Origin of the sequence: Amycolatopsis thailandensis (assembly GCF_002234405.1) — a bacterium.
In the GTDB taxonomy this organism is placed as follows: domain Bacteria; phylum Actinomycetota; class Actinomycetes; order Mycobacteriales; family Pseudonocardiaceae; genus Amycolatopsis; species Amycolatopsis thailandensis.
On sequence record NZ_NMQT01000027.1, the window covers coordinates 1 to 25232 of the forward strand.

The 25232-nt window shown below is 70.0% G+C and carries 19 protein-coding genes; 11 read left to right on the forward strand and 8 right to left on the reverse strand.

Going from position 1 to position 25232, the window contains the following annotated elements:
- Both CFP71_RS08570 and eccB read left to right on the forward strand, forming a co-directional pair.
- Window positions 1-892: ubiquitin family protein (locus CFP71_RS08570; protein WP_482746718.1), on the forward strand; the 892-nt coding region annotated here is incomplete at its 5' end.
- 4 nt (window positions 893-896) lie between these two features.
- Window positions 897-2330 carry a type VII secretion protein EccB gene (gene eccB / locus CFP71_RS08575; protein WP_093933298.1) on the forward strand — a complete coding sequence of 478 codons (1434 nt, stop codon included), beginning with the start codon at window positions 897-899 and terminating at the stop codon, window positions 2328-2330.
- Between the two features lie 85 nt (window positions 2331-2415).
- Here the strand turns inward: eccB and CFP71_RS08580 are convergent, their stop codons facing one another.
- The 5 genes from CFP71_RS08580 to eccCa all read right to left on the reverse strand — a co-directional run bounded on the left by CFP71_RS08580 (window position 2416) and on the right by eccCa (window position 9951).
- The gene (locus tag CFP71_RS08580; protein WP_093933299.1) at window positions 2416-3618 is read right to left on the reverse strand and encodes a hypothetical protein; all 1203 of its coding nucleotides are present in this window, start codon (window positions 3616-3618) and stop codon (window positions 2416-2418) included.
- A gap of 11 nt (window positions 3619-3629) precedes the next feature.
- Window positions 3630-4040 (reverse strand): hypothetical protein, encoded by a 411-nt coding sequence (locus CFP71_RS08585; protein WP_093933300.1) that lies wholly within the window; start codon window positions 4038-4040, stop codon window positions 3630-3632.
- A gap of 10 nt (window positions 4041-4050) precedes the next feature.
- Window positions 4051-5433, reverse strand: a complete 1383-nt coding sequence (locus tag CFP71_RS08590; RefSeq protein WP_093933301.1) for a hypothetical protein — start codon at window positions 5431-5433, stop codon at window positions 4051-4053.
- Window positions 5434-5467: 34 nt separating this feature from the next.
- Entirely contained in the window at window positions 5468-5878 is a 411-nt protein-coding gene (locus CFP71_RS08595; RefSeq protein WP_093933302.1) for a hypothetical protein, read from the reverse strand.
- A 95-nt stretch (window positions 5879-5973) separates the two neighbouring features.
- The gene (gene eccCa / locus CFP71_RS08600; protein ID WP_093933303.1) at window positions 5974-9951 is read right to left on the reverse strand and encodes a type VII secretion protein EccCa; all 3978 of its coding nucleotides are present in this window, start codon (window positions 9949-9951) and stop codon (window positions 5974-5976) included.
- Between the two features lie 131 nt (window positions 9952-10082).
- Between eccCa and CFP71_RS08605 the strand changes: the two genes are divergently transcribed.
- Both CFP71_RS08605 and CFP71_RS08610 read left to right on the forward strand, forming a co-directional pair.
- The gene (locus CFP71_RS08605; RefSeq protein WP_093933304.1) at window positions 10083-10433 is read left to right on the forward strand and encodes a hypothetical protein; all 351 of its coding nucleotides are present in this window, start codon (window positions 10083-10085) and stop codon (window positions 10431-10433) included.
- Window positions 10434-10444: 11 nt separating this feature from the next.
- A complete protein-coding gene (locus CFP71_RS08610; RefSeq protein WP_143267052.1) occupies window positions 10445-10741 on the forward strand; it encodes a hypothetical protein in 297 nt (98 codons plus the stop codon).
- A gap of 63 nt (window positions 10742-10804) precedes the next feature.
- Here the strand turns inward: CFP71_RS08610 and mycP are convergent, their stop codons facing one another.
- Window positions 10805-12091 (reverse strand): type VII secretion-associated serine protease mycosin, encoded by a 1287-nt coding sequence (gene mycP, locus CFP71_RS08615; RefSeq protein ID WP_093933306.1) that lies wholly within the window; start codon window positions 12089-12091, stop codon window positions 10805-10807.
- 117 nt (window positions 12092-12208) lie between these two features.
- On the opposite strand from mycP, the gene CFP71_RS08620 reads away from it, so the two are divergent.
- The 4 genes from CFP71_RS08620 to CFP71_RS08635 are packed head-to-tail and all read left to right on the forward strand — an operon-like array spanning window position 12209 to window position 19774.
- Window positions 12209-12580, forward strand: coding sequence for a YbaB/EbfC family nucleoid-associated protein (locus CFP71_RS08620; RefSeq protein WP_341866881.1), 372 nt, complete (start codon window positions 12209-12211; stop codon window positions 12578-12580).
- A gap of 3 nt (window positions 12581-12583) precedes the next feature.
- Entirely contained in the window at window positions 12584-12907 is a 324-nt protein-coding gene (locus tag CFP71_RS08625) for a hypothetical protein (protein ID WP_093933307.1), read from the forward strand.
- Between the two features lie 13 nt (window positions 12908-12920).
- Entirely contained in the window at window positions 12921-19322 is a 6402-nt protein-coding gene (locus tag CFP71_RS44095) for a WXG100-like domain-containing protein (protein ID WP_093933308.1), read from the forward strand.
- Window positions 19319-19774 (forward strand): hypothetical protein, encoded by a 456-nt coding sequence (locus tag CFP71_RS08635; protein WP_093933309.1) that lies wholly within the window; start codon window positions 19319-19321, stop codon window positions 19772-19774. The genes CFP71_RS44095 and CFP71_RS08635 overlap by 4 nt, the downstream gene beginning before the upstream one ends.
- Window positions 19775-19779: 5 nt before the next feature.
- Here CFP71_RS08635 and CFP71_RS08640 read toward each other — a convergent pair whose 3' ends face one another.
- Together CFP71_RS08640 and CFP71_RS08645 are read right to left on the reverse strand one after the other, a co-directional pair.
- Entirely contained in the window at window positions 19780-21033 is a 1254-nt protein-coding gene (locus CFP71_RS08640; protein WP_093933310.1) for a sensor histidine kinase, read from the reverse strand.
- Window positions 21030-21695 (reverse strand): response regulator transcription factor, encoded by a 666-nt coding sequence (locus CFP71_RS08645; RefSeq protein WP_208635910.1) that lies wholly within the window; start codon window positions 21693-21695, stop codon window positions 21030-21032. The genes CFP71_RS08640 and CFP71_RS08645 overlap by 4 nt, the downstream gene beginning before the upstream one ends.
- A gap of 158 nt (window positions 21696-21853) precedes the next feature.
- Here CFP71_RS08645 and CFP71_RS08650 point away from each other — a divergent pair, with 158 nt between their 5' ends.
- The 3 genes from CFP71_RS08650 to CFP71_RS08660 are packed head-to-tail and all read left to right on the forward strand — an operon-like array spanning window position 21854 to window position 24828.
- Complete coding sequence (locus CFP71_RS08650; RefSeq protein ID WP_093933311.1) at window positions 21854-22507, forward strand: helix-turn-helix transcriptional regulator; 654 nt, start codon at window positions 21854-21856, stop codon at window positions 22505-22507.
- Entirely contained in the window at window positions 22507-24156 is a 1650-nt protein-coding gene (locus tag CFP71_RS08655) for a right-handed parallel beta-helix repeat-containing protein (RefSeq protein ID WP_093933312.1), read from the forward strand. The genes CFP71_RS08650 and CFP71_RS08655 overlap by 1 nt, the downstream gene beginning before the upstream one ends.
- A gap of 9 nt (window positions 24157-24165) precedes the next feature.
- The gene (locus CFP71_RS08660) at window positions 24166-24828 is read left to right on the forward strand and encodes a winged helix-turn-helix domain-containing protein (RefSeq protein WP_093933313.1); all 663 of its coding nucleotides are present in this window, start codon (window positions 24166-24168) and stop codon (window positions 24826-24828) included.
- Window positions 24829-25232 lie beyond the last annotated feature (404 nt).

Here is a 25232-nt window from a genome sequence, read left to right on the forward strand (position 1 = left end):
CGCTCGGGCGCTGCGCGACGCCGGGGCCGGCGCGGTGATCGCCGCCGTCGCGCTTCCGTTCGCCTTCACCGGCGGCGGTCTGCTGCTGGCGGGGGACGACCCGATCGGCGAGCTGTCCGCCGGGCATCTGCTGCTGGCGAGCGCGGCCCTGCTGCTCGCGGCCGTCGTCGGCCATCTCGGGGTGACCGCCGCGCCGGAACTGTTCGCCGGGGCGGCCACCGTCGGGGTGCTCGGGGTGCTCGGCGGCTGGCTGGCCACCTTCGACGATCTGGCGGGCTACCGGTCGGCGGCGGTGATCGGCGGCGGCGTGCTCGCGCTGTCGACCACGTTCGCGCCGCTGGCGCTGCGGCTCGGAAGGGTGCCGATGCCGGTGCTGCCGCGCTCGACCGCGGACCTCGTCCGCGACGATCCCCAGCCGCCGCTCGACCTCGTGCACGCCGCCGTGGCCAGAGCGGACGCGCTGCTCACCGGCATGCTCGGCGGCGCGGCGATCGTCGTCATGTACTGCCAGCTGCAACTGATCCGCAGCGACAGCGAAGCGGCCGTCGTCCTCGTCGCCCTGCTCGCGGCCGGTTTCCTGGTGCGGGCACGGTTGTATCCGATCCTGCGGCAGCGATCCCTGCTCTTGGTGACCGGCCTCTTCGGCGCCGGCTGCCTGCTCGCCGGTCCGCTCATGACGGACCGCTCGCTGCTGCTCGTGCTGGCCGGACCGCTTTCCCTGGCGGTGGCCGCGGGCGTGATCGCGTCCGGGGTGGTGCTGAGCACCCGCGCCGCGAACCCGTATCTCGGCCGGATCGCCGAGTACTTCGAGATCCTGGTGATGATCGCCGTCGTCCCGGTGGCGTGCTCGGTGCTCGGCCTGTACGGCTACGTGCGCGGACTGGGGGGCTGAAACCATGGCGTCCAAACGAGATCAGCTCCAGGCGTACCAATTCCTGGTGCAGCGCGCCATCTCCGCGCTCGTGACCAGGGAGACCGACCCGGAGCAGCCGCCGTTCCGCCGTCCGTCCGGCGCCACGTTCGCCGGGATCGCGCTGGCGATCGTGGCGCTGGCGTGCGTCGGGGTCTACGGGATGATCGTGCCCGGCGGGAACAACGCCTGGCGCAAGAACGCCGCCGTCATCGTGGAGAAGGAGAGCGGCACCCGGTACGTCTACCTGGACGACCGGCTGCATCCGGTGGCGAACTACGCGTCCGCGTTGCTGCTGCTCGGCGAACACGGCACCACGGAACGGGTTTCGCGCGATTCGCTCGCCGGAGTCCCGCGAGGGCCCAGGATCGGCATCGCCGACGCCCCGGACGGCTTGCCCGGCCCCGAAAAGCTGCTCACCGGAGCTTGGTCGCTGTGCTCCGCCCCCGCGAGTGACCTGGCGGGCAGCCGGATCGAGGAATCGGTGCTGCTGGCCGGGGTCTCGCCGTCCGGCGGCGCGGCACTGGGGGACCAGGCGCTGCTGGTGGAATCGACGTCGACCGGCGACCGGTTCGTCGTCTGGCGCGGGCACCGGCACCGGATCGACGACTACGGCGCCGTCGGCACCGGCTTGGCGCTGACCGCCGAACCGTGGGCGCGGGTCGGCCGGGCCTGGCTCGACGTCCTCCCGGAAGGCGCGCCGATCGGCCCGCTCCCAGTGGCCGCGGCCGGTGAGGTGTCCACCGCGGTGCCGGGCCGGACCGACATCCGGAACGGGATGCTGCTGATGGTGCAGACCTCCGGTGGCGGACAGCAGCACTACCTCGCCGAACGGGACGCCCTGCGGCCGATCACTGGACTGCAGTACGACGTCCAGCGCGCGAGCGCCCAGCTGGTGGCCGCCTACCCCGGTACCGAACCGAAAACCGTGCCGCTGCCGCCTTCGCTGGCGACCATGTCGCGGCAGCTGGACCCGATCCGGGCCGACGCGGGCGCGGCACCGGCCGCACGTCCGGCCATCGCGCGCCCGCGCGATCAGGACGCCACCGTGTGCGCGACCTTCGACGGCGGCGCTCCCGCCCCCGCGCTGACCGTCGATCCCTCGATGCCGCCCGCGGATCCGATGTCGACCACCACCCGCCGGACAGCCTCCGGCACACCGCTCGCGGACCGCGTCCACGTGCCACCGGGCAGCGCGATCCTCGTCGAGGCGATGCCGTCGGCACAGGCGCCGGCCGGGACGCTCACCGTGGTGACCGACATGGGGCGCCGTTATCCGCTGGCTTCGCCGGACGTCCTGAAAATGCTGGGATACCCGTCGGCGCTTCCTGTCCGGCTTCCCGCCGGCTTGATCGCACGCCTGCCCGAAGGCCCGAGCCTCGACCCCGCCGCCGCGCGGCGCCAGACCCTGGGTGGCTGAAGGGGACTTTCCCCGCGTGTCACGTAACGAAGGGAGCTTTCCCCGCATCACATGCGGGGAAAGCTCCCTTCAGCTTTGTCCGGGCTCAGCGCCGCCACAAATCTTCGTCGAGCATCTGCACCGAACCCGACTCAGACTCACCCGACCGCCGTCCGCGCGCCAGTGTGAACCCGGTGTCCGGAGCGCCGTTGGCGGCCCGGCCGCGCAGCTTCACCGGAACACCGTCGCTCTTACCGGACGCCGCCCGCCGCGCGGCCCCGTTCCGCCCGGTCGGCTGGTCTCCCGACGACGGCCGGAGCGTGCCGGCCGTGTTCTGGCCACCGGCGTTAGGCGGCGTCATCGGGGACATCGGACTGGCCGCCGCCTTCGCGCCGGAAGGCGTGGCCGTGCCAGGGAGAACCTCTGAAGCGAGGCTGGGTGCCTTCTTCGCGCCGACCGGCTTGGCCGCCACGGGAAGCCCGGCCAGCCCTCCCGCCGCGCCGAGACCACCCAGCAGCCCCGACGGCATCGGAGCGGAACCGGAACCACCAGGCAGCCCGCCGAGCGAAGGGACCGCGCCCGCCAACGGCTGCGACGGAGCGAGGCCGGCGAGTGAGACGCCGGAAGAGCCGTCGTAGCCGGGAATTTCCGGCAGGGAGACGTCCGAGCCGCTGCCGCCGCCGCCGACACCCAGTGACTCGCCGAGTCCTTGGAACTCGCTCAGCGTGTCCATCCCTGCCTGGGCGGCTTTGATGAAGTCGGCCGGGGTGTTGCCTTCGGCGGCGGGGCCGACCGTCGGCACCATGTGATCGGGCGACTTGATCCCGGACGCCTCGACCACCTGGAGCATCGACAGGTCGAACTGCCCGCCGAGGGCGGTCATCCTGCTCCCGGCGGCTTGCTGGATGGCCAGGGCTTCCATGGCGGCGAGCGGATTGAGGAGGGACGCCGAGACGGCCGCGGAGTACGCGGCCTCGAGTCCCAGCATGGTCTGGTGCGCCTCCGTGATCCCGGACGCCAGCGTCGTCAAGGTCTCCGCGGGTTTGGCCATGTCGATGCGGTCGCCCCAGAACTTCAGCTCGGCGATCGAGCGCTGCATCTTCTCCTGCAGCTGGCGCCCGTTGTTGTCCGTCCACTCGGGAGTCAGCTCGCTGACCCTGCTGTTGAGCTTCACTTGCGCCTCGTCGATCCAGGCCCGCGCTTCGGTCCACATCTTCGCCGCGTCGTGCAGCGTGGGAACGTTCGCCAGTTCGGCGTGGATCATTCCCATGAGCACTTCCATGGGGAACGGGTTGTAAACGGCGGTCATGGTTTCACTCCTCAGACGGAGGCCGGCGGGACCTCGCCGGCGGGCTCGGTGGTGGTCGGCTTGCCCTCGGGAGACTGGGTGGCCGCGGACTGCTTCACGAAGTCCACGCCCTGTTTGATGACCTTGGTCGCCTTGCCCGCCAGCTCCAGCGCGCTGGCCACGTCGGCGGCGCTGTAGGTGATCGCCGCCGTCCTGGTCTTCCCGGAGAAGGTCGCGATGTCCTCGGTCACCTTCCCCATGAACGCGGCCATGCTGGCGGTCGCGGCCTTGTCCAGCACGGACATCGCGATGCCCTCGAACAGTCCGGCGAGGCTGGGCATGGTGCCCAGCCTCGCCAGTGACGGAGGCATGTCCGGTGCGCTGAGTTGCTGCGACACCGCACTCATCGCGGTGACGTTGCCGTTGATCTCTTTTCCGGGCATCTGCCCCTCCTCAATGTCCGGCGCGTTTCTTCGCCGTCTTTCCGTGGGAATCGGTCGTTTGTTCGTTCACTTGCCACAGCTCGTCGTCGAGCAGCTGGACGGTGTCGTTCTCGGCGTCCCAGCGCCGCTGGGCCGTCGCCTGCCTGGCGCCGCCACCCTTGGATCGCCCGAGGAGGGCGACTCCCGGTGTGGCGCCGGACCTGGGACCGCGTTGCCTGCCGGACCCGGCATGGTCGGCGTCGCCCGGTTTGATGCCGCCGGACGAGTTCTTCCCACCGCCGTTGCCGGGCGGCATCATCGGCGGCATTCCGCCGGCGCCCGAGGCGGAGCCCGCGCTCCCGCTCGTTCCCGCCGGGGCGATCCCCGGCAGCGAACCGAGACCGTTCATCGCCGCGCCCGGCGAACCGTTCGCGCCTGGGACGGCGGGCAGGCCGCCGAGCCCGCCCGCGCCGCCACCCGCTTCCGGCAGACCGCCACCCGCCAGTGAAGGCATGCCCGCCCCGCCCGACGCGGCGAGCGGATCCCCCAGGCCGGGGTAAGAGGCACCGTCGTAAGGCGGAAGTGTCCAGTCGCCGGGGTCCACGGGGTTCGTGTCGGGCAGGTTCAGGCCGGATCCGTTGCCCAGCAACTGCTGCGCCGACTCCGCGGCCTGGCTCAGCGCGCTGAGGGCGTCCGTCGCCTGTTCGAGTGCGCTGGGTGTGTTCTGCGGGTTCTGCGGGGCGGGCTCTTCGGGGGTGCCGGGATCGGGCACGTCCGGCACGTCGTTCTGGTTCGGCCCGCCCGCGCCGGTTCCGTTCGCGGGGAAAGGCGTGCCGTTCCCGGAGGGGACTTCGCCGGTCGGGCCGTCCCAGGCCCGGCCGCGCGCGGCGTACATCGCCATGGCCGTCGGCCGGTACTGCGCCGCCATCTCGTCCAGCTTCACGCCCAGATCGTGTTGTGCGGCCTTGAGTTGGTCCTGGTCGGCTTCGACCCGCCTGATCTGGTCGCCCGCGAATCGCGCGCACGATTCGATGAGTGTTTCGAGTGCCCCTATCCGGGCGAGGACCTGGGATTCGACTATGCCGCCCCGGATCGGCTGATCCACCATGGAACTGACGAGGACTGTCAATCCGGGCGCCGTTCCCGGCGGCCCGAAACTCTCCGATCCCAGCCACGAACCCAAGGTCAGGCCGGAACTGGCGTCGACCCTTTCCACGAAGCGCCTGCCGGGTGCGTCGAGCCAGCCCCGGGACAGGTCAGGAAGGTTTCTGCGCACGAGATCTTGCGTGCTGGAAATCCATTCCCGTCCCTTGGTCCACATTTCCTTCGCGGCCTTGAGGCGGGGCAGAGTGTGGAGTACTTCGCCGCTGATGATGTCCAGTTGTGCCCGAAAATCTTTCTCGGCATAGCTCATCGGATACCTCGATCACGCGTTCCGCGGTGGCACGTCACCGTGCCGGGATTTCCGGCCAGAGGTTGCCCGGCGGTTGGACTTGGGGGAGCGCGAGGGGACTCGGTCCCAGCGGGGTCGTCGCCGCTCCTTCGAAAGGCTTGAGGCCTTCGCCGGGTTTCGTTCTGTTCGTCACTTCCCAGGCGGCGGCCTCTCCGGCCTGTTGGTAGGCGATCATGCTCTGCCGGGCCATCAAGACATAATTCCGGAAGCCTTGTTCCGCTTCGGTGAGAAAGGTCTGCAGGAACTGGGAGCTTTCCTGGTCCGCTTTGGCGAGAGAAGCGCATTCGGCGAGGAGTGAGCAGCCGTCGGGGAGTTCCCGATGGACCTCCTCCGGTGAGCCGAGAGAACCCATGCCGTCGATGAATCTTTGTATGTTCGGCAGGTAAGCGTTGAGCTGGTCTCCCATTTTCCCTCCCGGTCGAGTGAGACGCACATTCGTTCACCACAAGCCAAGCAGCGGCCCGGTTCGCGGTGGGGCGCCCGGCATGTTCCGGCCACGCCTCAGGAATGCCGGGGCGGAAGCCAGGCGAGCTGGACCAGTCCCTTGTGCCCGCGCCGGTCGATCAGCCAGCCCCGGCCGGGCGGGAGCACCTGGGCGCGCATACCGCCGAGCAGGGGACCCTCGTCGCGGTCGCCCGACATCATGAGACCCGGTGTGCCGACTTCCCTGAGCCGGGTGAGGAACGGTTCGAACAGACCGCGGCCCGCCCCGCCGGATCGCCGGGCCAGCACGACGTGCAGGCCGATGTCCGAACCCTGCGCGACCAGGGGAAGCAGCGGCATCAGCGGATGGGCTTCGTGCGTGGCCACCATGTCGTAGTCGTCCACGAGGACGAAGATCTCCGGCCCCTGCCACCAGTTCCTCGCCCGGAGCTGCTCCGGCGTGACGTCGGGCCCGGGCAGCCGCTTGGCGAGCGACGCGGCCACCTCGGTCATCAGTCCGGCGCTGTGCGAGTCATTGGTCCCGTAGCCGAGCAGATACTCCTGCCCGACTTCGCCCAGCAGGCCACGCCGGTGGTCCACGAGGATGACCCGCGCCTCCGTCGGCTGATACGTGCTTTCGATGCGGCGTGCGAGCGCGCGAAGGAAGGACGTCTTGCCGGACTGGGTGTCGGCCAGCAGGAAGAAGTGCGGGTCGGCGGTGAAGTCGAGTCGCATCGGCGAAAGGTCGTGCTCGTGGATGCCGACCGCGAGCCCGGCCCCCTCGCCGCTGGTCGCGTCCTTCTCGGGAAGTTCCTCGTAGGGGAAGAGGCCGGGGAGCAGGCGGACAGGCGGCGCCGGGTTGCCGGGCCAAGCCGCCTTGATCGTTCCGACGAGCCCGGTCAAACCGGCGGTCAGATCGACGGCGTCCGCCACGCCGTCGATCCTGGGCAAGGCCATGAGCATCTGGTGCCCGCTCATCGCGATCCCCCGTCCCGGGGCGTCCGCGGGAACGCCCATCGCCGCCCGCCGGTTTACGAGGGAGTCGATGGGATCGCCGATCTTCAGCTCCAGCTTGCTGGCGAACAGGTCGCGGATGTTCATCCGCAGGTCGAACGCGCGGGCGCAACTCGCCACCACGTGCACGCCGTAGGACAGGCCGCGGGCGGCGATGTCGCCGACCATCTCCTCCAGATCGGGGAAGTCGTTGCGCAACGTCTGCCAGCCGTCGATCACCAGGAACACGTCGCCGTGCGCGTGGTCCGCGTACCGGTCTTCCGCGCGGAGCCTGCGGTAGGTCACGATCCCGTCGATCTGCTGCTCGGCGAACATCCGTTCCCGGTGGGCCAAGAGGGTCGCCACCTCGGCGACGGTGCGCCGGACGGCGCCGGTGTCCAGCCTGCCGCAGACACCGGCGACATGCGGCAGATCGGCGATCGACGCGAGCGTCCCGCCACCGAAGTCGAGGCAGTAGAACTGCGTCTCGCGCGGGGTGTGCGTGAGCGCCAGACTGCAGATCAGCGTGCGCAGCGCGGTGCTCTTGCCCGTCTGCGGGGCGCCGAGCACCAGGACGTGCCCGGCGGCGCCGGAGAGGTCCAGCACCAGTGGGTCGCGGCGTTGTTCGAAGGGCCGGTCGACGATGCCGAGCACCGGCCGCAGAGACCCGGCCATGGCCGGGGAATCCGTGGTGAGCCCGCGTTGCGGATGCCGGGCCAGCGCGGGGAGTAGACCGTCCAAAGTGGGCGAATCGGCCAGCGGGGGCAGCCACACCTGATGCGCCGGAACGCCTTGGCCTTCCAGCCGGTCGACCAGGATGTCGAGGAGGGTCTCACCGACCGCCGTGTCCTCTTCCGGCTCCTGATCGGCGGCTTCCTCTTCGTCGAGCTCGAATTCCGCCGCGAGGTAGGACGTCGTGTACTCCTGCAGCACGAGCTGCTCCCCGCCGACCGCCGTCACCGAGCCGCCGTCGGCGCGCTGGTACACGCCCGAGACGTAGGCGGAGCGGAACCTGTCCATCTGATCGGTGCCGACCTTGAGGAAGCCGTGCCCGGGCGCCCTGGGCAGTTTGAACGCGTCCGCGACCCCCAGCACCGTCCTGCTCTCCATCTCCGAGAAGGTCCGCAGGCCGATCCGGTACGACAGATGGGTTTCCAGTCCGCGCAACCGTCCCTCTTCGAGCCGTTGCGAGGCCAGCAGGAGATGGACGCCGAGGGAACGGCCGACCCGGCCGATCTGAACGAACATGTCGATGAAGTCCGGCTTGGCGGACAGCAGTTCGGAGAACTCGTCGCAGATCACGAGCAGGGTCGGCACCTCCGGCAGCGGGGCGCCCGCGGCACGAGCCTTCTCGTAGTCGCGCAGGGAGGAGAAGTTCCCCGCCGCCCGCAGCAGTTCCTGACGGCGGATCAGTTCCCCGTTGATCGCGTCGGTCATCCTGTCGACCAGGTGGAGTTCGTCGGCGAGGTTGGTGATCACCGCGCTGGTGTGCGGCAACGCGTCGAGCCGGGTGAACGTCGCGCCACCCTTGAAGTCCACCAGCGCGAAGTTCAACGAACTCGGCGGATGGGTGACGGCGAGTGCCAGCACCAGCGTGCGGAGCAGTTCGGATTTACCGGATCCGGTGGCGCCGATCAGCAGGCCGTGCGGCCCCATCCCGTCCTGCGCGGACTCCTTCAGGTCGATCTCCAGCGGGGCGCCGTCGGCCTGGATGCCCAGTTTCACCCGCAGCCGGTCCCGGTTCGGCCGGGGCTCCCAGGTGTCGGACGGGGTGAATTCGTAGGGATCGCCGAGGTCCAGTAGTTCGGCGAGGCCGAGTTCGACGCTCATGGGGGCGTCGCCCCGCAGGCCGGCCGTCAGCCGCAACGGGGCCAGTTGCCGTGCCAGTCCCTCGGCCGCGACGAGGCCGAGCGAGTCGGCCTGCCCGAGCGGCAGGTCGCCGTCGATGGTCTCGCTGACCAGATCGCCGCTCGCGTCGACGTCCAGCACCACGGTGGTGCGGTCCAGCGCCCTCGGCGGCATGGTCGTCAAGTCCACAATGGTCACCCCCTCGACGCCGCCGCCGGTCATCAGGTGATCGGAGCCCGCGACCGAACCGCCGTCCAGCACCACCACCAGATGCGGCCCGGTCACGCGGACGTCGGCCTCGGGGTCGAACCGCGGCCGTTTGGAGAGTTCCTCCTCCAGCATGGATTCCAGGGCGGGGATGGTCGGCGCCACCAGGCGCAGCGAGCCGAGGGCGTCGCCGCGGTCGGGATGCAACGCGTGCGGCAGCCATTTGACCCATTCCCAGTCCGGACGTCGTTCCTCGTCAACGCAGATCGCCAGCCGCAGGTCGTCGGGTGACTGGAGGGTGGCCAGTTGCGCGAGGATCGCGCGCAGCATCCCGAGCGCCCTCTCGCGGTCGCCGCGCAGGTGGATCCGGCTGAATCCGTTGACGGCGATGGCGATCGGCAACCCGCCGATGGCGGAGTAGGTGGTGATGAACCGGCGCAGCGCGAGCGCGGACAGCGGTTCGAGTTCTTCCAGCGGTTTGGTGTCGGGGGCGACGATGGTGGCGGCAGGGCTCTGCGGCCCGGTCCCGATCCGCGCGATGGCGAAGTCCTGGTCGTCCTTGCGGCGTTCCCAGAGCCGGTAGCTCCCCGCGAGCGACCACAGCGACGCCGGATCCGGGTGCAGGTACTCCATCGTGCCGCGTTGCCCGCGCAGCGAACGGCGCAGCCGCAACCGGTGCTGGGCGAGGTGGCGGAGGTACTTGCGCCGGGCGTGGCCCATTTCCCGTTTGCTCGGACCGCCGCCCTGCAGGAAACCCATGACCACCATGCCGAGCATCCCGACGCCCATGATCCCGAAGATGGCGAACCGCATGGAACCGGCCATGCTGCCCGAGTACATCAGCAGCATCCCCGCCATCATGGCCACCATCGGCAGCACTGTGAGCACCTGGGTCCATTGCCGCCCGGGCGGGGGCGGGATCTCCGGCGGCGCCTGCAGGATCAGGTCTCCCGCGGGCATCTCCGGCGCGGGCTTGCGGGCCGGCCTCTTCACCACGACTGTCGCCATACCGAGGATGGTTCGCGAACAAGGGGATCCGGTGGCGGCGGTGGCAGGAACGTGCCGTGCGGCGGAAAACCGCGCGGTTCGGCGGTTAGCTGAGTCCTGCCAGGAAGGTGACGGAAGAAAGGGAGGGGCGCATGGCCGGAAACGTCGATTTTCAGTTCGCGATCGTGCAGAACATGTTCAGCAACACGGACAACGATCAGCAGGATCAGCTCAGCGCGCACCGGGCGCACGGGGGCCGGGATCACGCGCTCATCAGCGAGGGCCTCGCCGGAACGGTCCGCAACGCCGCCATGTCGGTGAACCAGGAACGTTCCCAGGTCTACGACCAGGTCCACGCCTTCGCGCAGACGCTCGTCGAAAAGGGCGGTTCGGTGGTCAACGCGGCCACCGGCGCGCAGGCCGACGCGCAGCAGATGATGGCCCGCCAGAGCTTCGCGGATGGTGGCGCCGTCGACGTCGGAATCAACCCGATCCAGGTCTGAAAGGACGGATGATGGAAGACCAGCTCAAGATCGTCTACGAAACCATGAGCACGGCCGGTCGTGACATCGAGACCACCGCCGCCGGCATCGGCCAGAGCGCCCAGGACCAGCTCACCCGGATGCAGAACATCATCGGGGCGGGCTGGGGCGACGCCAACGCCGAACAGATGGGGCAGCAGTTCGCCATGATGGCGAAACGCACCGGCTACCACGTCGACGGCATGAACGCGAACGGCCAGGGATACCACAACGTCAGGCACATCGGGGAATCCCACGAAGCCCACGTCAACAACATCGTCAACGGCTGACAGCCTTACGGGCGAAGCTCGAAACCCCGGTGCGTTCGACGCACCGGGGTTTCCGCTTTCCGGTCATTTCCCGGAGATCAGGAAGATCTGTTCGGGCGGCTCGATCACGGCGGGCTCGGCGGCCACCGTGTTCGCGCGTCCGGCCCGCCAGCCCCGTGCACGTCCTCGCGGGAGCAGCACGGCCAGCACCACCGCGAGCACGAGCACCGCGACAAGGGCGACCGCGAGCACTTTCGCCGTCGTCGAGGTCTTCGCGAGCTCGGCGGCGCGGTCGATCCGTTCCTGGTCCGGTGGCGGGGGGACGAAGGCGGGCAGGGCGCCCGGCTTCCCGACGTCCATGCCGTCGCTCACCGCACGGTAGGGCGCGACCACGCCGGCGCCGTACGCCGGACTGCCCGCACCGCCGCGCGCCGGGCTCGCCGTGGCCATCAGACGGCGCGCCACCTCCGGCGCGGAAAGGGCGGGCCAGGCCGAGCGGACCAGTGCCGCTGTCCCGGACACGAACGGCGTGGCGTAACTGGTGCCGTCGGCGTACAGGTGTCCTCCCGCCCTCGCCGAAGTCAGCACTTTGACGCCGGGCGCGACGATGTCCACGTACCGGCCGATCTGGGAACCGGACAGCCGGGCGCCGTCGATGTCGATCGCGCCGACACCGAGCACCCCGTCGTACGCGGCGGGGTAGGACGGAAGCTCGGTGGAGGTGTCGCGCTGGGCGTTCCCCGCGGCGGCGACGACCAAGGCGTCCCTCGACACCGCGTAGGCCACGGCGTTCCGGATCACGGCGAAGTCTTCGTGCCCGGCGAGGGACAGGTTGATCACCTTCGCCCCTTCGTCGGCCGCGTACCGGATGCCGTTCGCCACCACCTGCGGATCGATCCGCAGCGATTCGCCCTGGCCGCCGACGTCCCGGTCGCTGATCCGCACCGGCAGGATCTCCGCGTCCGGCGCGATTCCGTGGAAGCCGACACCGGGCGCGGGGTCGGCGGCGATGATGCTCGCGACACCGGTCCCGTGCGAGACGCAGTCGAACGCGCCCGGCAGGGTTCCCTTGAGGTAGAAGTCGCGCCCCGCGCGCACCTTGCCCGGCCTGGCCAGTTGCGGATGGTCGGCGTCCACGCCGGAGTCGACCACCGCCACCAGCACTCCGGCGCCCCGGCTGCTCGGCCAGGCCTGTTGCGGCGCGAGGGCCTGCTGCGCCCAGGGTTGTGCCCGCACCGGCGGCCGCGCGGGCTCCGGATCCGGACAGGCGCCGGGTGGCGGCGCGGCGTGCGCCGTTCCCGCGCCGAGGAGGGCTTGGACGGCCGTCGCGGCCACGACGGCGGCGACGGCGGGCACCCGGTGTCGTCTCATTTTCACCATCGTCCGGATGGCCGCCGTCGATGGCGGGCGGCTGGCAGCTACCGGCCATCCCGCCGTTTCCGGGCCGGGGCGCCGAGAGACTGGTCGGCAAGCGATCGAGGAGGGGCCGTGGAACCAGCTTTCGCCGCGGAAATGCACGCCGACTACGAGCGGCTGACCGAGGAAGTGCGGACCTTGCAGACGAGGATGGCCGAGATCCGCGCCACCGCCGATTCGGACGACGGGCTGATCAGCGCGACCGTCGGCGGCGGGGGCGAGCTGATCGAGCTGTGGCTGGATCCGCGTGTCTACCGCACCCAGGATTCCGGCGCGCTGGCCGAGAGCATCACCGAGACCATCCGGCAGGCCGCGCGGATCTCACAGGAGGAAGGGCTGACCATCGCGGCGAGCCTGCTGCCGCCGGAGTCCACTCCGGACGACACCGATCTTCGCTTCGGGCCTCTCCTGCACCGGATCGACCGGCGCGACGGCGGGCGGTGACCGATGGCCACCGACCGCAACGGCGATGGCCGTATCGACATCTTCATCGAAGCGACCCGGGGAGAACTGCGGCAGCTGCGCGGCTTCGGGGAGAAGTTCGCGACGGACTGGCAGCCCATCCACGATGCGATCAACGTCCTCACCGGCCAGCTCGGCCGCGGGAAGATGGGCGAATCCTTCCAGGTCTGCAAGGACAACACGCCTGGCCTGCTGACGAGCGCCGGAACCGTGCCGGCGAACTACGCGGCACTCGCGACCAACGGCGAGACCGGGGTCAAGGTCTACGAGGGCGCCCAGACCGAGGCGACTCGGCAGTTCGGCGCCTGAGCGGGCGACGGCGATGGCCCCCGGCGGGTCCCTCTGGGACTGGACCAAGCACGCGTGGTCGGCGATGGGCGGTCTGATCGAAGACATCTACCCACCCGACGACCCGGACACGGCCAAGCGGCTCGGCGATCTCTGGATCCAAGGCGCGGAAGCCCTCGAAACCGCGATCAGCACGTCCTCGGGCGCCGGCGAACGCATCATCCAGACCTGGCCGGACCCCAACGGATTCGGCATGTACCGCTCCATCCGCGCGGCCAACAGGGGCGAGTACGGCACCGGGAACGGTGGTTACGCCGAACTCGCCGCGAACATGCGGCAGATGGGGGAGAACTGCCACCGGTACGGCGAGCAGGTCGCGCGGGCGCAGAACCAGATCAAATCGGAACTGATCCACGCCGCCCTGGACTTCGCCACCACCTTCCTCATTCCCGGCGGTCCGTTCCTGTTCGCGACCAAGATGGCGTTGCGGCTGGCGAAGCTGGTGAAGATCTTCAGCTCGGGAACCAAGCTGGCGAATCTGGCGCTCAAGGGCGGGAAGATCGCCATGATCCCGGTCAAGGAAGCGCTCGACGAGGTCGCCACGAACGGGATCGAGCAGGGCCTCAACATCTCCCAGGGCTATCAGGACGGCTTCAACGTCAAGGAAAGCTTGACCAACGGCCTCGCTGGCGCGATCGGCGCCCCGGTGAGCGCGGTGGTCGGGACGCCCGGCGCGTTGCTGGGCAAGGGGATCCGCAAGACCGACACCGGGCGGAAGCTGCTGGACAACCCGGTCGGCAAACATGTCTCGACGGCCGTCAGCTCGGCCTCGACCAATGCCGTCTCGTCGCCGATTTCCAGTCACGCGGCGGACAAGATGATGAACGGGCAGTGGGACGGCCTGACCGACCTGTCCGGATACCAGCAGTCCATCAAGGACAACTGGCTCACTTCGGCCGCGATCGGCCCGATACGCGCGAACGCCCACCTCGCCGGGGTCCAGGCCAACCAAGCCCTTTACGGAGGCATTTCGAACCACATGTCACCAGAAGTGGTGGCTGTCGAGAAACCGCACGACGGCGGCCCGCCTCCTCCGCAGGCGATGGCGCCGGAGGCGGCCATGGCCGGTGCGGAAGGCGCCTCCACCGGCTCGCCGCAGGCGGCGGGCGCAGGCCACGACGCAGGTGCGGCCCACCCCGGCGCTTCGGCTTCGTCGGGGGATGCGACTTCGGCCGAGACGGCGACGGGATCTGGCAGGGATGCCTTCGGCGGGAGCGAAACCGGTGGTACGACCGACACGACGGCGAGTGGCAGGAGTGCCGGCACGGCTTCGGAGGGTCACGCGTCCCAGGCGGATCCGGCATCGTCCCGGAACGATCAGGGTTCTTCGGTACAGCAGACCTCGGTTTCGTCCACACAGGCCACTTCGCCGCCCTTGGACACGGGACAGGCGACGTCCGCTCAAGGGACTTCCACCACTACGGCGGCGCAGTCGGGCCAGGCCTCGGCGACCACCACCACCGCCACCGCCCAAAGCAGCGGCCCCGGCCAGTCCACCACCGCACAGGCCACCACGACCCAGGCCACCACGACCCAGACCACCACAACTCAAGCCACCTCCGCCCAAACCACCTCCACCCAGCCGAATCCGGCTCAGCCGGGCGCACCGAGCAAGACGCCCCAGGCCAAACCCACCGAGGGCGAACCGAACCGGTCCGAGCCGGGGACGAACCCCGATCAAGACGGTGTCACCGCGCCCGTCGACGCGCCGGCCGAACCGGCGTCCGACGTCCCCGTGCTGCCCGCCGAGGTCCCTGACGACCAGAAGACCGCGGAGCCGGAAGACCCCGGCACGCCCGCCGAACCTTCCCCCGCGCTGCCCGCCGGCCCCGGCCTGGCCGCGGTCCGGATGGCGCCCCGGGCTTCCGGCGATCCGGACGAAGGCGGGTCCGCCTCGCCGAGCGGGGAGCGACCGGCGCGGGAAAGCGAGGTCCCGGCGGAACAGGCCTCAGCGGAACAGGATCCGACGGACGCGCTCGTCGAAGCGATCTGGGGAGGCGTTCCCGCGACCCGGCAGGCGATCTCCGAGCTGCTCGCCGGCCTGCATCCCAGTCAGGTGGCGGGCACGCTCGACCGGATCTGCCGGGTGCTGGGAAGATCGCCCGCGCATCCGGCGCCACCGCGGGAAACGCCCGGTGGCGTACCGCCGGAAGTGACCGCCGCGGTCGCGGACCTCCCCGCCGGGGTCCATCGGGCGATCGCCGAACTCGCGGCCCGCGTCAAACCCTCGGCGCTGGAGCCGAGACTGAAGGGAATGGCGGGCGGGATCCTTCCCGGCGACAAGGCGCGTTCCTTCGCCCAGATCGTCGAAGCCATGGACGACGCGCAACGCCTCGCCTTCGAAGCACGCTTGGGCCAGGAAGTCGAGAAGCTGGCCAAGGCCGCCGATTCGCAGACCGAGCTCGCGTCCTTGCAGGACCTGCTGCCCGGCGAGGGCGGCAAGGGCATGCTCCTCGAAGCGGCCGACGCCCAGGAGATCCTGGACCGGCTCAAGGCCCGCGGGGTGGACACCTCGTACGCCGAACTGGAACTCCGGGCCAAGATGCCCAACATCCGCGCCCTGCTGGACGGTAAGCAAGGGCTGAAGAAGGAGACGCTGAACGACGGCGACTCGGAGAACATCCGGGCGCTGCTCGCCGCCCTGGACGCCGCGGCGAGCCTGGCCGACCTGCCCGCGCCGCTGCTGCGTGAGCTCGGCCTGGAGGGCCTGAAGATCACCGGCCTCCAGGTTCCGGTCGACGGCGAGGGCAGGGTCGGCCGGGACCATCAGGGAAAGCCCAAGACGGACATCGACATCCTCGGCGTGCTGGACGACGGGACCGAGGTGCGGATCGAGGTCAAGGACAAGACGGCGTTCGGCCTCGATTCCACCAGTTTCACCGAGGTGAGCACCCAGATCGCCGAGCAGCGGCGGCTCGCCGGTGACGCGGTGAAGGTGGTCGCGCTGGCCACCTTCGAACTGTCGCGGGAAGTCGCCGAGGCGCTGGTGAACGCCGGCGCCGACCTGGTGGCGCAATACCACGGCTTCTCCGTGTTCGTCCCGGTCGCGGAACGGGGAGACACGAGCCAAGGTGCTTCGTCCGCGAACCCGGAAAGCACGGGGCCGTCCCCCGCTTCCGCCGTCGTCCCGGGCGAAACCCAGGCCGGCCAGGAGGATCCGTCGGCCGTCCGCCGAGCCATGGAAGCCGAGAACGCCGGTGCGATCTCGACCCGGCGGCGGCTGCTGATGGGTGTTCTCATCGCCACGCGGCTGCTCGGCCTGCCCAACACGATCGACAGCGCGCTGGAGGTCAAGCCACCGAAGAGCGGACCGGTCGACCTGATCCGCAAACGGGTCGAAGAAGAGGCAGACCCGGACACCTCGCCCAGGCCCGATCCGACGCCGGACGAACCGGACGGTTCCCCATGGCGGGGCCGGGCGCGGTTCAATCCGGGGTCCGGCGAGGTCGACGTCGACATGTCGCCACCGGCGGGGCCGCCGGGCGATCCCGTGGGGCGCCAAGGGCCGCCGGTTCCCCCGTCGTCGCACGCGGAGCGGTTCTACCACCCGGACAATCCGGCCCGGCACGAACACCTGTTGCCACAGCACCCTCTCACCCGGAGCCGGCTGCTTCTGAGTCTTCGCAGCGAGAACGCGCTCCGGGCGCTGATGGCCGAGGCGGGCATGGCGTGGAACGACCTTCGCCTGGTGCTGCTCGAACACGGCCTCCTACCCGCCGATTCGCGACCGGCCAGGGTCCGCGACGTGCGGAGAATCCTGGAAACCCAGTGGGTCCGCTCCCGGATCGCGGCCGCGTTGCAGGAGACCGCCGACGCCGCGGCGCGCGAATTCGCGAGGCTGGCGGAAGGGCTCACCCCCACCGAATCCGAGCGGGCCAGGAAGATCGCCGAGCACGTCGCCAACGGAACGATGACGCCCGCGCTGCGGGGGATCTTCGTCCAGCAGCTCTTCGCCGAGGCGGTCGCCGCCCACGAGCAGGAGATCCTCGGCGACCACTTCGGACGGTTCCGGCTGCGCACCTCGCCGGCGTACTCCCTCGACGGGCGAGGACGCGCACCTGCCGGACCGTCGCACTATTCGGGCTGGGTCGTCCCGAACCTCACCCTCGATCTCGTCGTGGACGGACAGCCGGTGGTCGCGCACGAGTACGACCTCAACACCGGGAGCCGCACCCCCGGCCGGGACCGGGTCCATCGTGGCAACACCTTCACCCGTGGCCTCTTCGAGACGGAGACGCTCCGCCCGGCGGATCCGGCGACGTCGTCGCGAGCCCGCCCGAGGCCGGCGCCCCGGTCACCCCGTGACGTTCCCGCGAGCCCGAACGAACCCGGCGCGATCGAGCGGGCGATGGAAGCCGCCAACGCCCCCGTGCTGTCCTACGGCCGCCGGATCCTCATGGGCATACTGCTCGCCGTCCGGCTCCTCGGGGTGCCGAACACAGTGGACAGTCTGCTTGAGCTCAAGCCGCCGAAGAGCGGGCCGTCCGACGTGATCCGGCCGCGGAACACCGACGAGCAGGGAACGCGCCGTCGTCGCCCCAAGGGACTGCCACCGCGTGATCCGGACGGTCGTTTCACCACCGCCCGGATCGATCCGGACACCGGGGAGATCACCTTCGGCGACGCGTCCGGCCCCGCCTCGATGGGCATGTCACGGCATGACGAAGTCGGTGGCTCACGGTGGATCGACGCCCGGCGGATCGTGGCGCCGGGGCCCTGGGACGGGGCCGTGATCACGGGCGAAGGCGTTCTCTACGCACCCGCGGGGATGGCGATCGGGGACGACATGACCACCCGCAACGCGCATATGCGGGTGATGATCGCTCAGCGCCCGGACGGGGCGCGCGCCTACGTGGTCACGCTGCACGGCAGCGGGAACGGCCATCCGATCCCCGGCCTCAGCCTTATGGTCGACACCCACCTGACCCAAGAACAGATGCGGGCCATCGAAGAGATCTTCATGGTCAGCCCCGAGCAGGTGGCCGAAGCGACGCTGGCGAGCCCGTACTACACCCCCGGACGACCGGTTCAGCTGAACTCCTGCCATTCCGGATCGTCCGGCTGGGCACAGCGATACGCCGACGCGCTGGGCGCCGAGGTGATCGCGCCGATGGCCAGGCTGGACGTGATGCGGGACGGATCGTTGCGGGTGCACGGATTTCCCCCGGGCAAGGGCTGGGCCCGGTTCATCCCGGGCGGGTCGGCGCCCGTCGAGGTCCCCGCGCCGGGCAACCTGCCGACGGCGCCGGGGGCCGAGAGCACGGGCACGCCCAGCTCGATGGACGCGGTGATCAACCCCGGCCGGGACGAGACGGCGGAGTTCCTCGGCCGTGAGGACGTCCAGGACGCGCTGCGCCGGGGAAACGAGATCAGCGGGCGGGATCCGGACTCGCGGATCAAGATCGACGGCGTCCCGACGCACATCGGCGACGCGATCGCCCAGCTGCTGCCCCGGCATCCGGAGTTCGTCAAAACGCTTCTGGAGACACCGTTTCTCCTGAACTCCCTGCTGGCAAGGCCGCAGACGCTGGGAAACGTGCTCCAGTACCCCGAAGCCGTCGCGACAATCCTGGAATCGCTGGAGGAACTGAGCGCCAGGGGCGCGGAGGAGATTCTCCAAGAGCACCGGGAGACACCGCGGCCCGGTCCGATCGAGACGACCGAAACCCAGCGCCAGGCCGTTGCGGACGTGCTGGCGGGAATTCCCGAGCAGTACCACCGCGCTCCGCCGGGACAAGCCGGTTACGCGCCTCCCGGCAGGTCGACGCCGGAGGAACTCCAGGCGTACTTGGACGGCCTGGAGCGTTCGTGGCGTGCGAACCAGGACGAGCTGAACGAACTGGCGGACTGGCTGGCCGCGGAAGCGGGCGGAATCGCCAAGTACCGGGACAAGGTCAAGAGCAGGCTGCGCATGATGGACAAGCTGGGGAAGGACGACGGCAGCGGCTCCGTGCTGACCGACGTGGTCGGCGCGCTCGTCCGGTTCGACACGGTGGCCGACGTCTACCGGGCGCTGGCGATCCTGCACGCCCGGCTGGCTTCGGACGGCTCGCCGATCGACATCGTCTCCCTCGACGACCGGTTCACCGGACCACAGAAGAGCGGGTACCGGGACATCCAGATGTCCGTGCGCCTGTCGAGCGGGCACATCGCCGAGTTCCGGCTCCACTTGAAGTCCATCGACGAGGTGGCACGCTACGAGCACAGTCTCTACGAGGTGCGACGGGATTTCGCGGCCGTGAGCAGGGAACAGGGGCGCGCGGTCACCCCGGAGGAGACGGCGGTCGAAGCCTTGATCCTCAGGCGGGAAAGGGAACTGTTCCAGGAGGCGACGAACCGCGGCCTGACCGCGGACGACGAAAGGGAGGGGTCGTGAGTGAGAATCCGCTGGCGGACGAACTGCCGATGTTCTTCCGCTACCACGGCTTGACGTACCGGGTCGACGGGACGCCGGAGGGCGGCCTGACCGGTCATCTGCTGAATCTGAGGACGGGGCGGATCGACGAGGACGCCTCGCACGTCCACGAAGTGCTGTTCGCCATGGGCGGGGACATCGCCGTGCTGGACGAGGCGGGCTACGTGGAACTCACCGAGATCAAGCGGTCACGGGCGCTCCACGGAGACGGACCGATCTTCGCGCTTTACGAAACGGTTCAATCCGTCTACGACAAGGCGACCGAGGAGTCGCGGCGCCTGGGACCGGAGGAGCACGCGATGCTCCGTTCGCTGTGGACGCGGACCTTCGGCCTCTGGGCACAGGAGTTCGCGCGACGGGACGCCGGGCAGCCACCCTCGTTCGAGTTCGGCTCCCTGCTGGAGCCGAGCTAGCCCGGTCAGGAAGTACTGACCGGGAACCGCAGTTCGAAGATCGCGCCGCCCTCGTCGGCGTTGTACACCGCGAGAGTGCCGCCGTGCGACTGCGCGACCCAGCGCACGATGGACAGCCCGAGCCCGGAAGACCCGCCGGTGCTGGCGAACCGGTCGAAGGCGTCGCCCGCCATCGTGGTGTCGATACCCGGCCCGTGGTCCGCGACGGTCACGGTGCCGCCGGCGACGGTCAGGTGCACGAACGCCTTCGCGCCCGGCTGGCGGCCGTAGCGCACGGCGTTGTCGAGGAGGTTGCCGATCGCGCGTTGCAGCAGCGCGGGATCGCCGTCGACCTTCGTGGGCGCGGCGGTGACGGTGACTTCGGCGCCCTCGGTCGCGGTGTCCTCGACCACGCCCACCACCAGCTGGTCGAGCCAGATCGGCTGGATGCTCAGCTGTTCCACACCCGCGGCGAGCCGGGCGCGGACGAGCAGGTCGTCGATGATCCCGCCCATCCGCGCGGCGAGGCGGACGGTCCGCGGCAGGAGTTCCGCCGACTGGGCGGGATTGGCCATCGCGGTTTCGGCGAGGGCGCGCAGGGCGGCGACCGGGGTGCGGAGGTCGTGCGCGGTTTCGGCGAGCAGGACCTCCTGCTGCTGCAAGGCCGCGGCGGCGGGCCGGATCGAGCGGCCGGACAGCAGGTGGCCGGCGAAACCCAGGACCGCGACCAGGAGCACGGTTCCGCCGATCACCAGCAGCGTGAACCGGGTGTGCGCGTCGTCCTCGGCCCCGGTGGGCTGCACCGCGACGACGGCCGCGAACGCCTTGCCGTCGCTGTCGCGCAACGGTTCGGCGCGGACCTTGACCACCGCGCCGTCGGTGGCTTTCTGGTAGCCCTGCACGAGCTTGCCGCCCCGCACCGCTTCGGTGGCGAGACCGTTCAGCAGCTGCGTGCTCATCGGGGCGCAGGTCGCCCGCGAAAGGTGCGGCTGGAAGGCGGGGGCGCCGCCGGGCAGGATCGCGAACTGCGGGCAGCGGTCGTTCAGCACGTCGGTGTTGACCAAGCCGAGGTCGATGGTGCCGTCGAAGGCGACCAGCCTGCTGACCGATGCCGTGACCTTGCTCAGCTCGGCGTCGACCCGATCTTCGCCCTGTTCGCCGTCTTCGCTGATGAGCAGCCAAGCGAACACGACCAGCCCGAGGGTGTTCATCACGGTGAACAACGCGGTCAGCGTCCAGCGCAGCCTGCGCAGCCGATCGGCCGAGGAATGGGTGTTCACCGGGTGCCCAGCCGGTAGCCGAGCCCGCGGACGGCGTGGATCAGTTCGGGTTCCTTCAGCTTGCGGCGCAACCGCTTCACCACCACATCGACCACATTGGACATCGGATCGGCCTGCGCGTCCCAGCAGTGCTCGATCAGATCCGCCCGCTGCACCGGCAGCCCGGCCCTGGTCAGCAGGTATTCGAGCACCGCGTACTCCTTGTTGGTCAAGGTGAGCAGCACGCCCGCGCGGCGCACCTCGCGCCGCGCGCAGTCCATCACCAGATCCTCGTGGTGCAGCACCGAGGGCCGGTCGAAAGCGGACCGGCGGCACAGGTTGGCCACCCGCTCGGTCAGCTCGGCCATCACGAACGGCTTCACGAGGTAGTCGTCGCCGCCGTGCTCGAACCCGGCCACCCGGTCGGCGAGCGCGTCGCGGGCGGTCAGGAACAGCACCGGCTCCCGCCAGCCCAGCTGCCGTCGCATGTGGACGTATTCGATGGCGTCGCCGTCCGGCAGCATCCGGTCCAGCACCACGCAGTCGTGGTGCGTTCCGCGAAGCAGCCGGTCCGCGGTCGCGATGTCTCCCGCGTCGTCGACGACGAAACCCGCCGAGCGCAGCTGCGTGACCAGCGCGAGGCGCAGATTTTCGTCGTCTTCGACGACCATCACCCGTGTCATCAAAACCTCATGTTCGGACAGCGAAAGTAGACGCGTGCAGTTCCGCGGTGCCCCTGAACGCTAACGCGTCGGGTGCCCGTCACCGCCCGGACGGCGGGGAACTGGCATGAACAGGACGTCGTTCGGCAGCGCGCCGGGGGAAGAGGGAGGTACCTGCGATGACCGTGCAGACCGGCCAGCTCAGCCTGGTCACGGGGGTGGGCCCGGGCGGTGACCGGGCGGGGCTCGGCGAACTGCTCGCGGAAGCGACCGGCGAAGTGCTCGTCATGAGCACGGGAACGGACACCGCGTTCCAGCGGATCGCGCTCGCGAACGTGCGTCCCGGCGTACGCCACAAGGTGCTCTTCCCCGACTCCGCGCGGATGTCCGGCGCGCTCAACCGGCTTTCGCGGGCCGGGGCCGAGGTGCGGACCGACGCCGAGGTCCCGATGGACGCGCTGGTGATCGACCGGACCTCGGTCGTCCTCCCCGCGGACGGCAGGCAGGCCGGTTCCGCGGTGTTCCGGCTGCCCGGCGTGGTCACCGCGACGGTCGGGCTGTTCGAGCGGATCTGGCAGGCCGCCGCCCCGCTCGTCCCGCTGGACCTCCCGGATGCCGGAAACGCTTCGATCCTGACCTGCCGCGAGCAGGAACTGCTGACACTGCTCTTCTCCGGCACGACCGACGAATCCGCCGCCGCGCGGCTCGGCGTCTCGGTGCGCACGGTGCGCCGGATGGTCGCCGACATCATGAACCGGCTCGGCGCCCGCAGCCGGTTCCAGGCGGGCGCCAAGGCCGTCGACCGCGGCTGGCTGATGGCGAAGGCGGGCTGATGACCACCTCGACCCCCGGTCGTGTCCTGCTGGTTTCGCGGCGCCCCGGCGCGTATCCGACCATCGGCGACGCCTTGGCGGAGGTGTCCGGCGACGCCGTCATCACCATCGCCGGCGGCGAATACGCGGAAACCGTGGACCTGACCGGCTTGCGGGTGACCCTGGCCGCGGCCGACGGCGCCACCGTCGTCGTCGACGGCCGGGGCGCCGACCGGCCCGTTTTCCGTACCACCGGCGGAGCGCTCGTCCTCGAAGGGATCGAGATCCTGGCCGGTGACGCTTCGGCGATCCAGTCCCACGACACGGAACTGACCGTCCGGGGCTGCACCGTCTCCGGTGGTCGCGGGCCGGCGGTCGCGATCCGCGGCACGACGGCGTTCACCGTGACCGGCTGCGTGATCTCGGCGGCGGAACAGGGGATCCTCGTCGACGGTTCGCCCGGCAGGATCGAGGACACCACCGTCGAAGACGTGACGGGGGACGGGATCACCCTCGGCCAGGGCGCCGATCCCGTCGTGGCCGGCTGCACGGTGACCGGATGCGGGCTGCGTGGCGTCTACGTCTACCAATACGCCCGGCCGAAAATCGAGAACTGCGTGATCTCGCACACCGGTCACGAGGGGATCGCCGTGGCGCACCACGGGGCGCCGGTGATCGAGCGCTGCACGGTCACCGACACCCGCGGGCCGGGGATCGCGTTCGCGTCCGGCTGCGGCGGCGAGATCTCCGCCTGCCGGGTCACCAACACCGCGGAACCCGGGATCTCGATCGCCGAAGGAGCGACGCCGACGGTCAGCGAAGCCGCGGCTCCCGGCACCGTGGGGGACAGTGCCCTGGACGAGATGCTCGCCGAACTAGACGCGATGATCGGCCTTCCCGAGGTGAAGGAAGAGGTCCGCGCGCTGGTCGACGAGTTGCAGGTCAACGAATGGCGCCGCCGGGCGGGGCTGCCGGTCGGTGCCGCCGGGCACCATCTCATCTTCGCGGGCGCGCCCGGCACCGGGAAGACGACGGTCGCGCGGATCTACGGAAAACTGCTGAAGGCACTGGGAGTCCTGCCGGTCGGCGAGTTCCGCGAGGTGTCCCGCCGCGATCTCGTCGGGCAGTACATCGGGCACACCGCGGAGAAGACCGCGACCGTGTTCGAGGAGGCCAAAGGCGGCGTCCTGTTCATCGACGAGGCGTACACGCTCACGCGGCTCGCCGGTTCGGGCGGCGACTTCGGCCAGGAGGCGATCGACACCCTGGTCCCGTTGATGGAGGAACATCGCGACGAGGTGGCGGTGATCGTGGCCGGTTACACCGACGAGATGGTCGACTTCCTCGCCGCCAACCCCGGTCTCGCGTCGCGTTTCGGCAGGACGATCGAGTTCGAGAACTACGACCCCGCCGAACTACTCGCCATCTTCGGGCGGATGGCGGCCGCGGGCGACTACGAACTCGATCCCGGCGCCGCCCCGGTCCTCACGGAGCACTTCCGGCGCGTTTCCGGGGACGTCAACTTCGGCAACGCGCGGGACGCGAGGCTGTTGTTCGAGAAGGCGCGGACGGCTCAGTCGCAGCGCTTGCGGCTGATGGGCCGGATGCCCGCGCTCGAAGAACTGCGCGGCTTGCACGTGGCCGACGTGGAGGCCGCCATCGCACGATAACGTGCTCATGTGCGGGTGCTGGTGACCGAGGACGACGAAAACTTGCGGGTGGCGCTGGAATTCGCTCTGCGCGGCGACGGTTTCGCGGTGGACACCGCCGCCGACCTGCCCGGCGCCGACGAGGCGCTGATGGTGAACGCCTACGACTGCGCGGTGTTCGACCGGATGCTGCCTTCGGGCGACGCGTTGCTGTACGTACAGAATCGGCGCGGCGCGGGATGGCCGATGCCGGTGCTGTTCCTGACCGCGCGCGACAGCGTCGCCGACCGGATCGACGGACTGCGCGTCGGCGGCGGCGACTACCTGGTCAAACCGTTCGCGATGCCGGAACTGATCGCGCGCGTGCGCAGCCTGTGCCGCCGCGACATGGCCGGGCAGGCGGTGACCCTGCGGTGCGCCGACGTCGAACTCGACACCGGCAGGCACCAGATTTCGCGGGCCGGCGTGCTGCTCACCGTGACCCGCAAGGAGTATCTCGTCATGGAGCGGCTGATGGCCGCGTCCGGGCGGCCGGTGTCGCGGCGGGAACTGATCCGCTACGCGTGGGACGAGATGGCGGACCCGGCGTCGAACGTGCTGGACGTCGTGATCGCGCGGTTGCGGCGGAAGCTGAAGGATCCGCCGCTGATCCACACGGTGCGGGGATCGGGCTACCGTATGGCGCCGGTTTGACCGGCCCGTCCTTCGGTCTTTCGCGCGGGCGCGCGCCATGAACGGATCGTTCCTTGCAAATTTCGCAAGGAACGGATCGTTCATGGCAACCGGGCCGGGGGTGAGAGCGCATCAGTTGTCACTGGGGTCACGGGAGTCACAGTGACAACAGTCGTGAGTGGCAAGTGGGCTTCTTTTGCGATTTACGGCAAAGGTGGCTCGCCCGCCCACCGGCTCGCCCGCTCGTCGGTCCTCGCGACGCTCCCGAGCCCCCGCCCCCTTCACCTCACCACCCCACCGAACATCGGTCCGTGAAGGCCTCCTTGCCTACCTTGAAGGTAGTGAAGGAGGCCTTCACTACATCCGGGATTGCCACGTTCGCCCCAAGTGCACCAGCAGCCACGGCGGCCGCGCGTGAAGGCCCC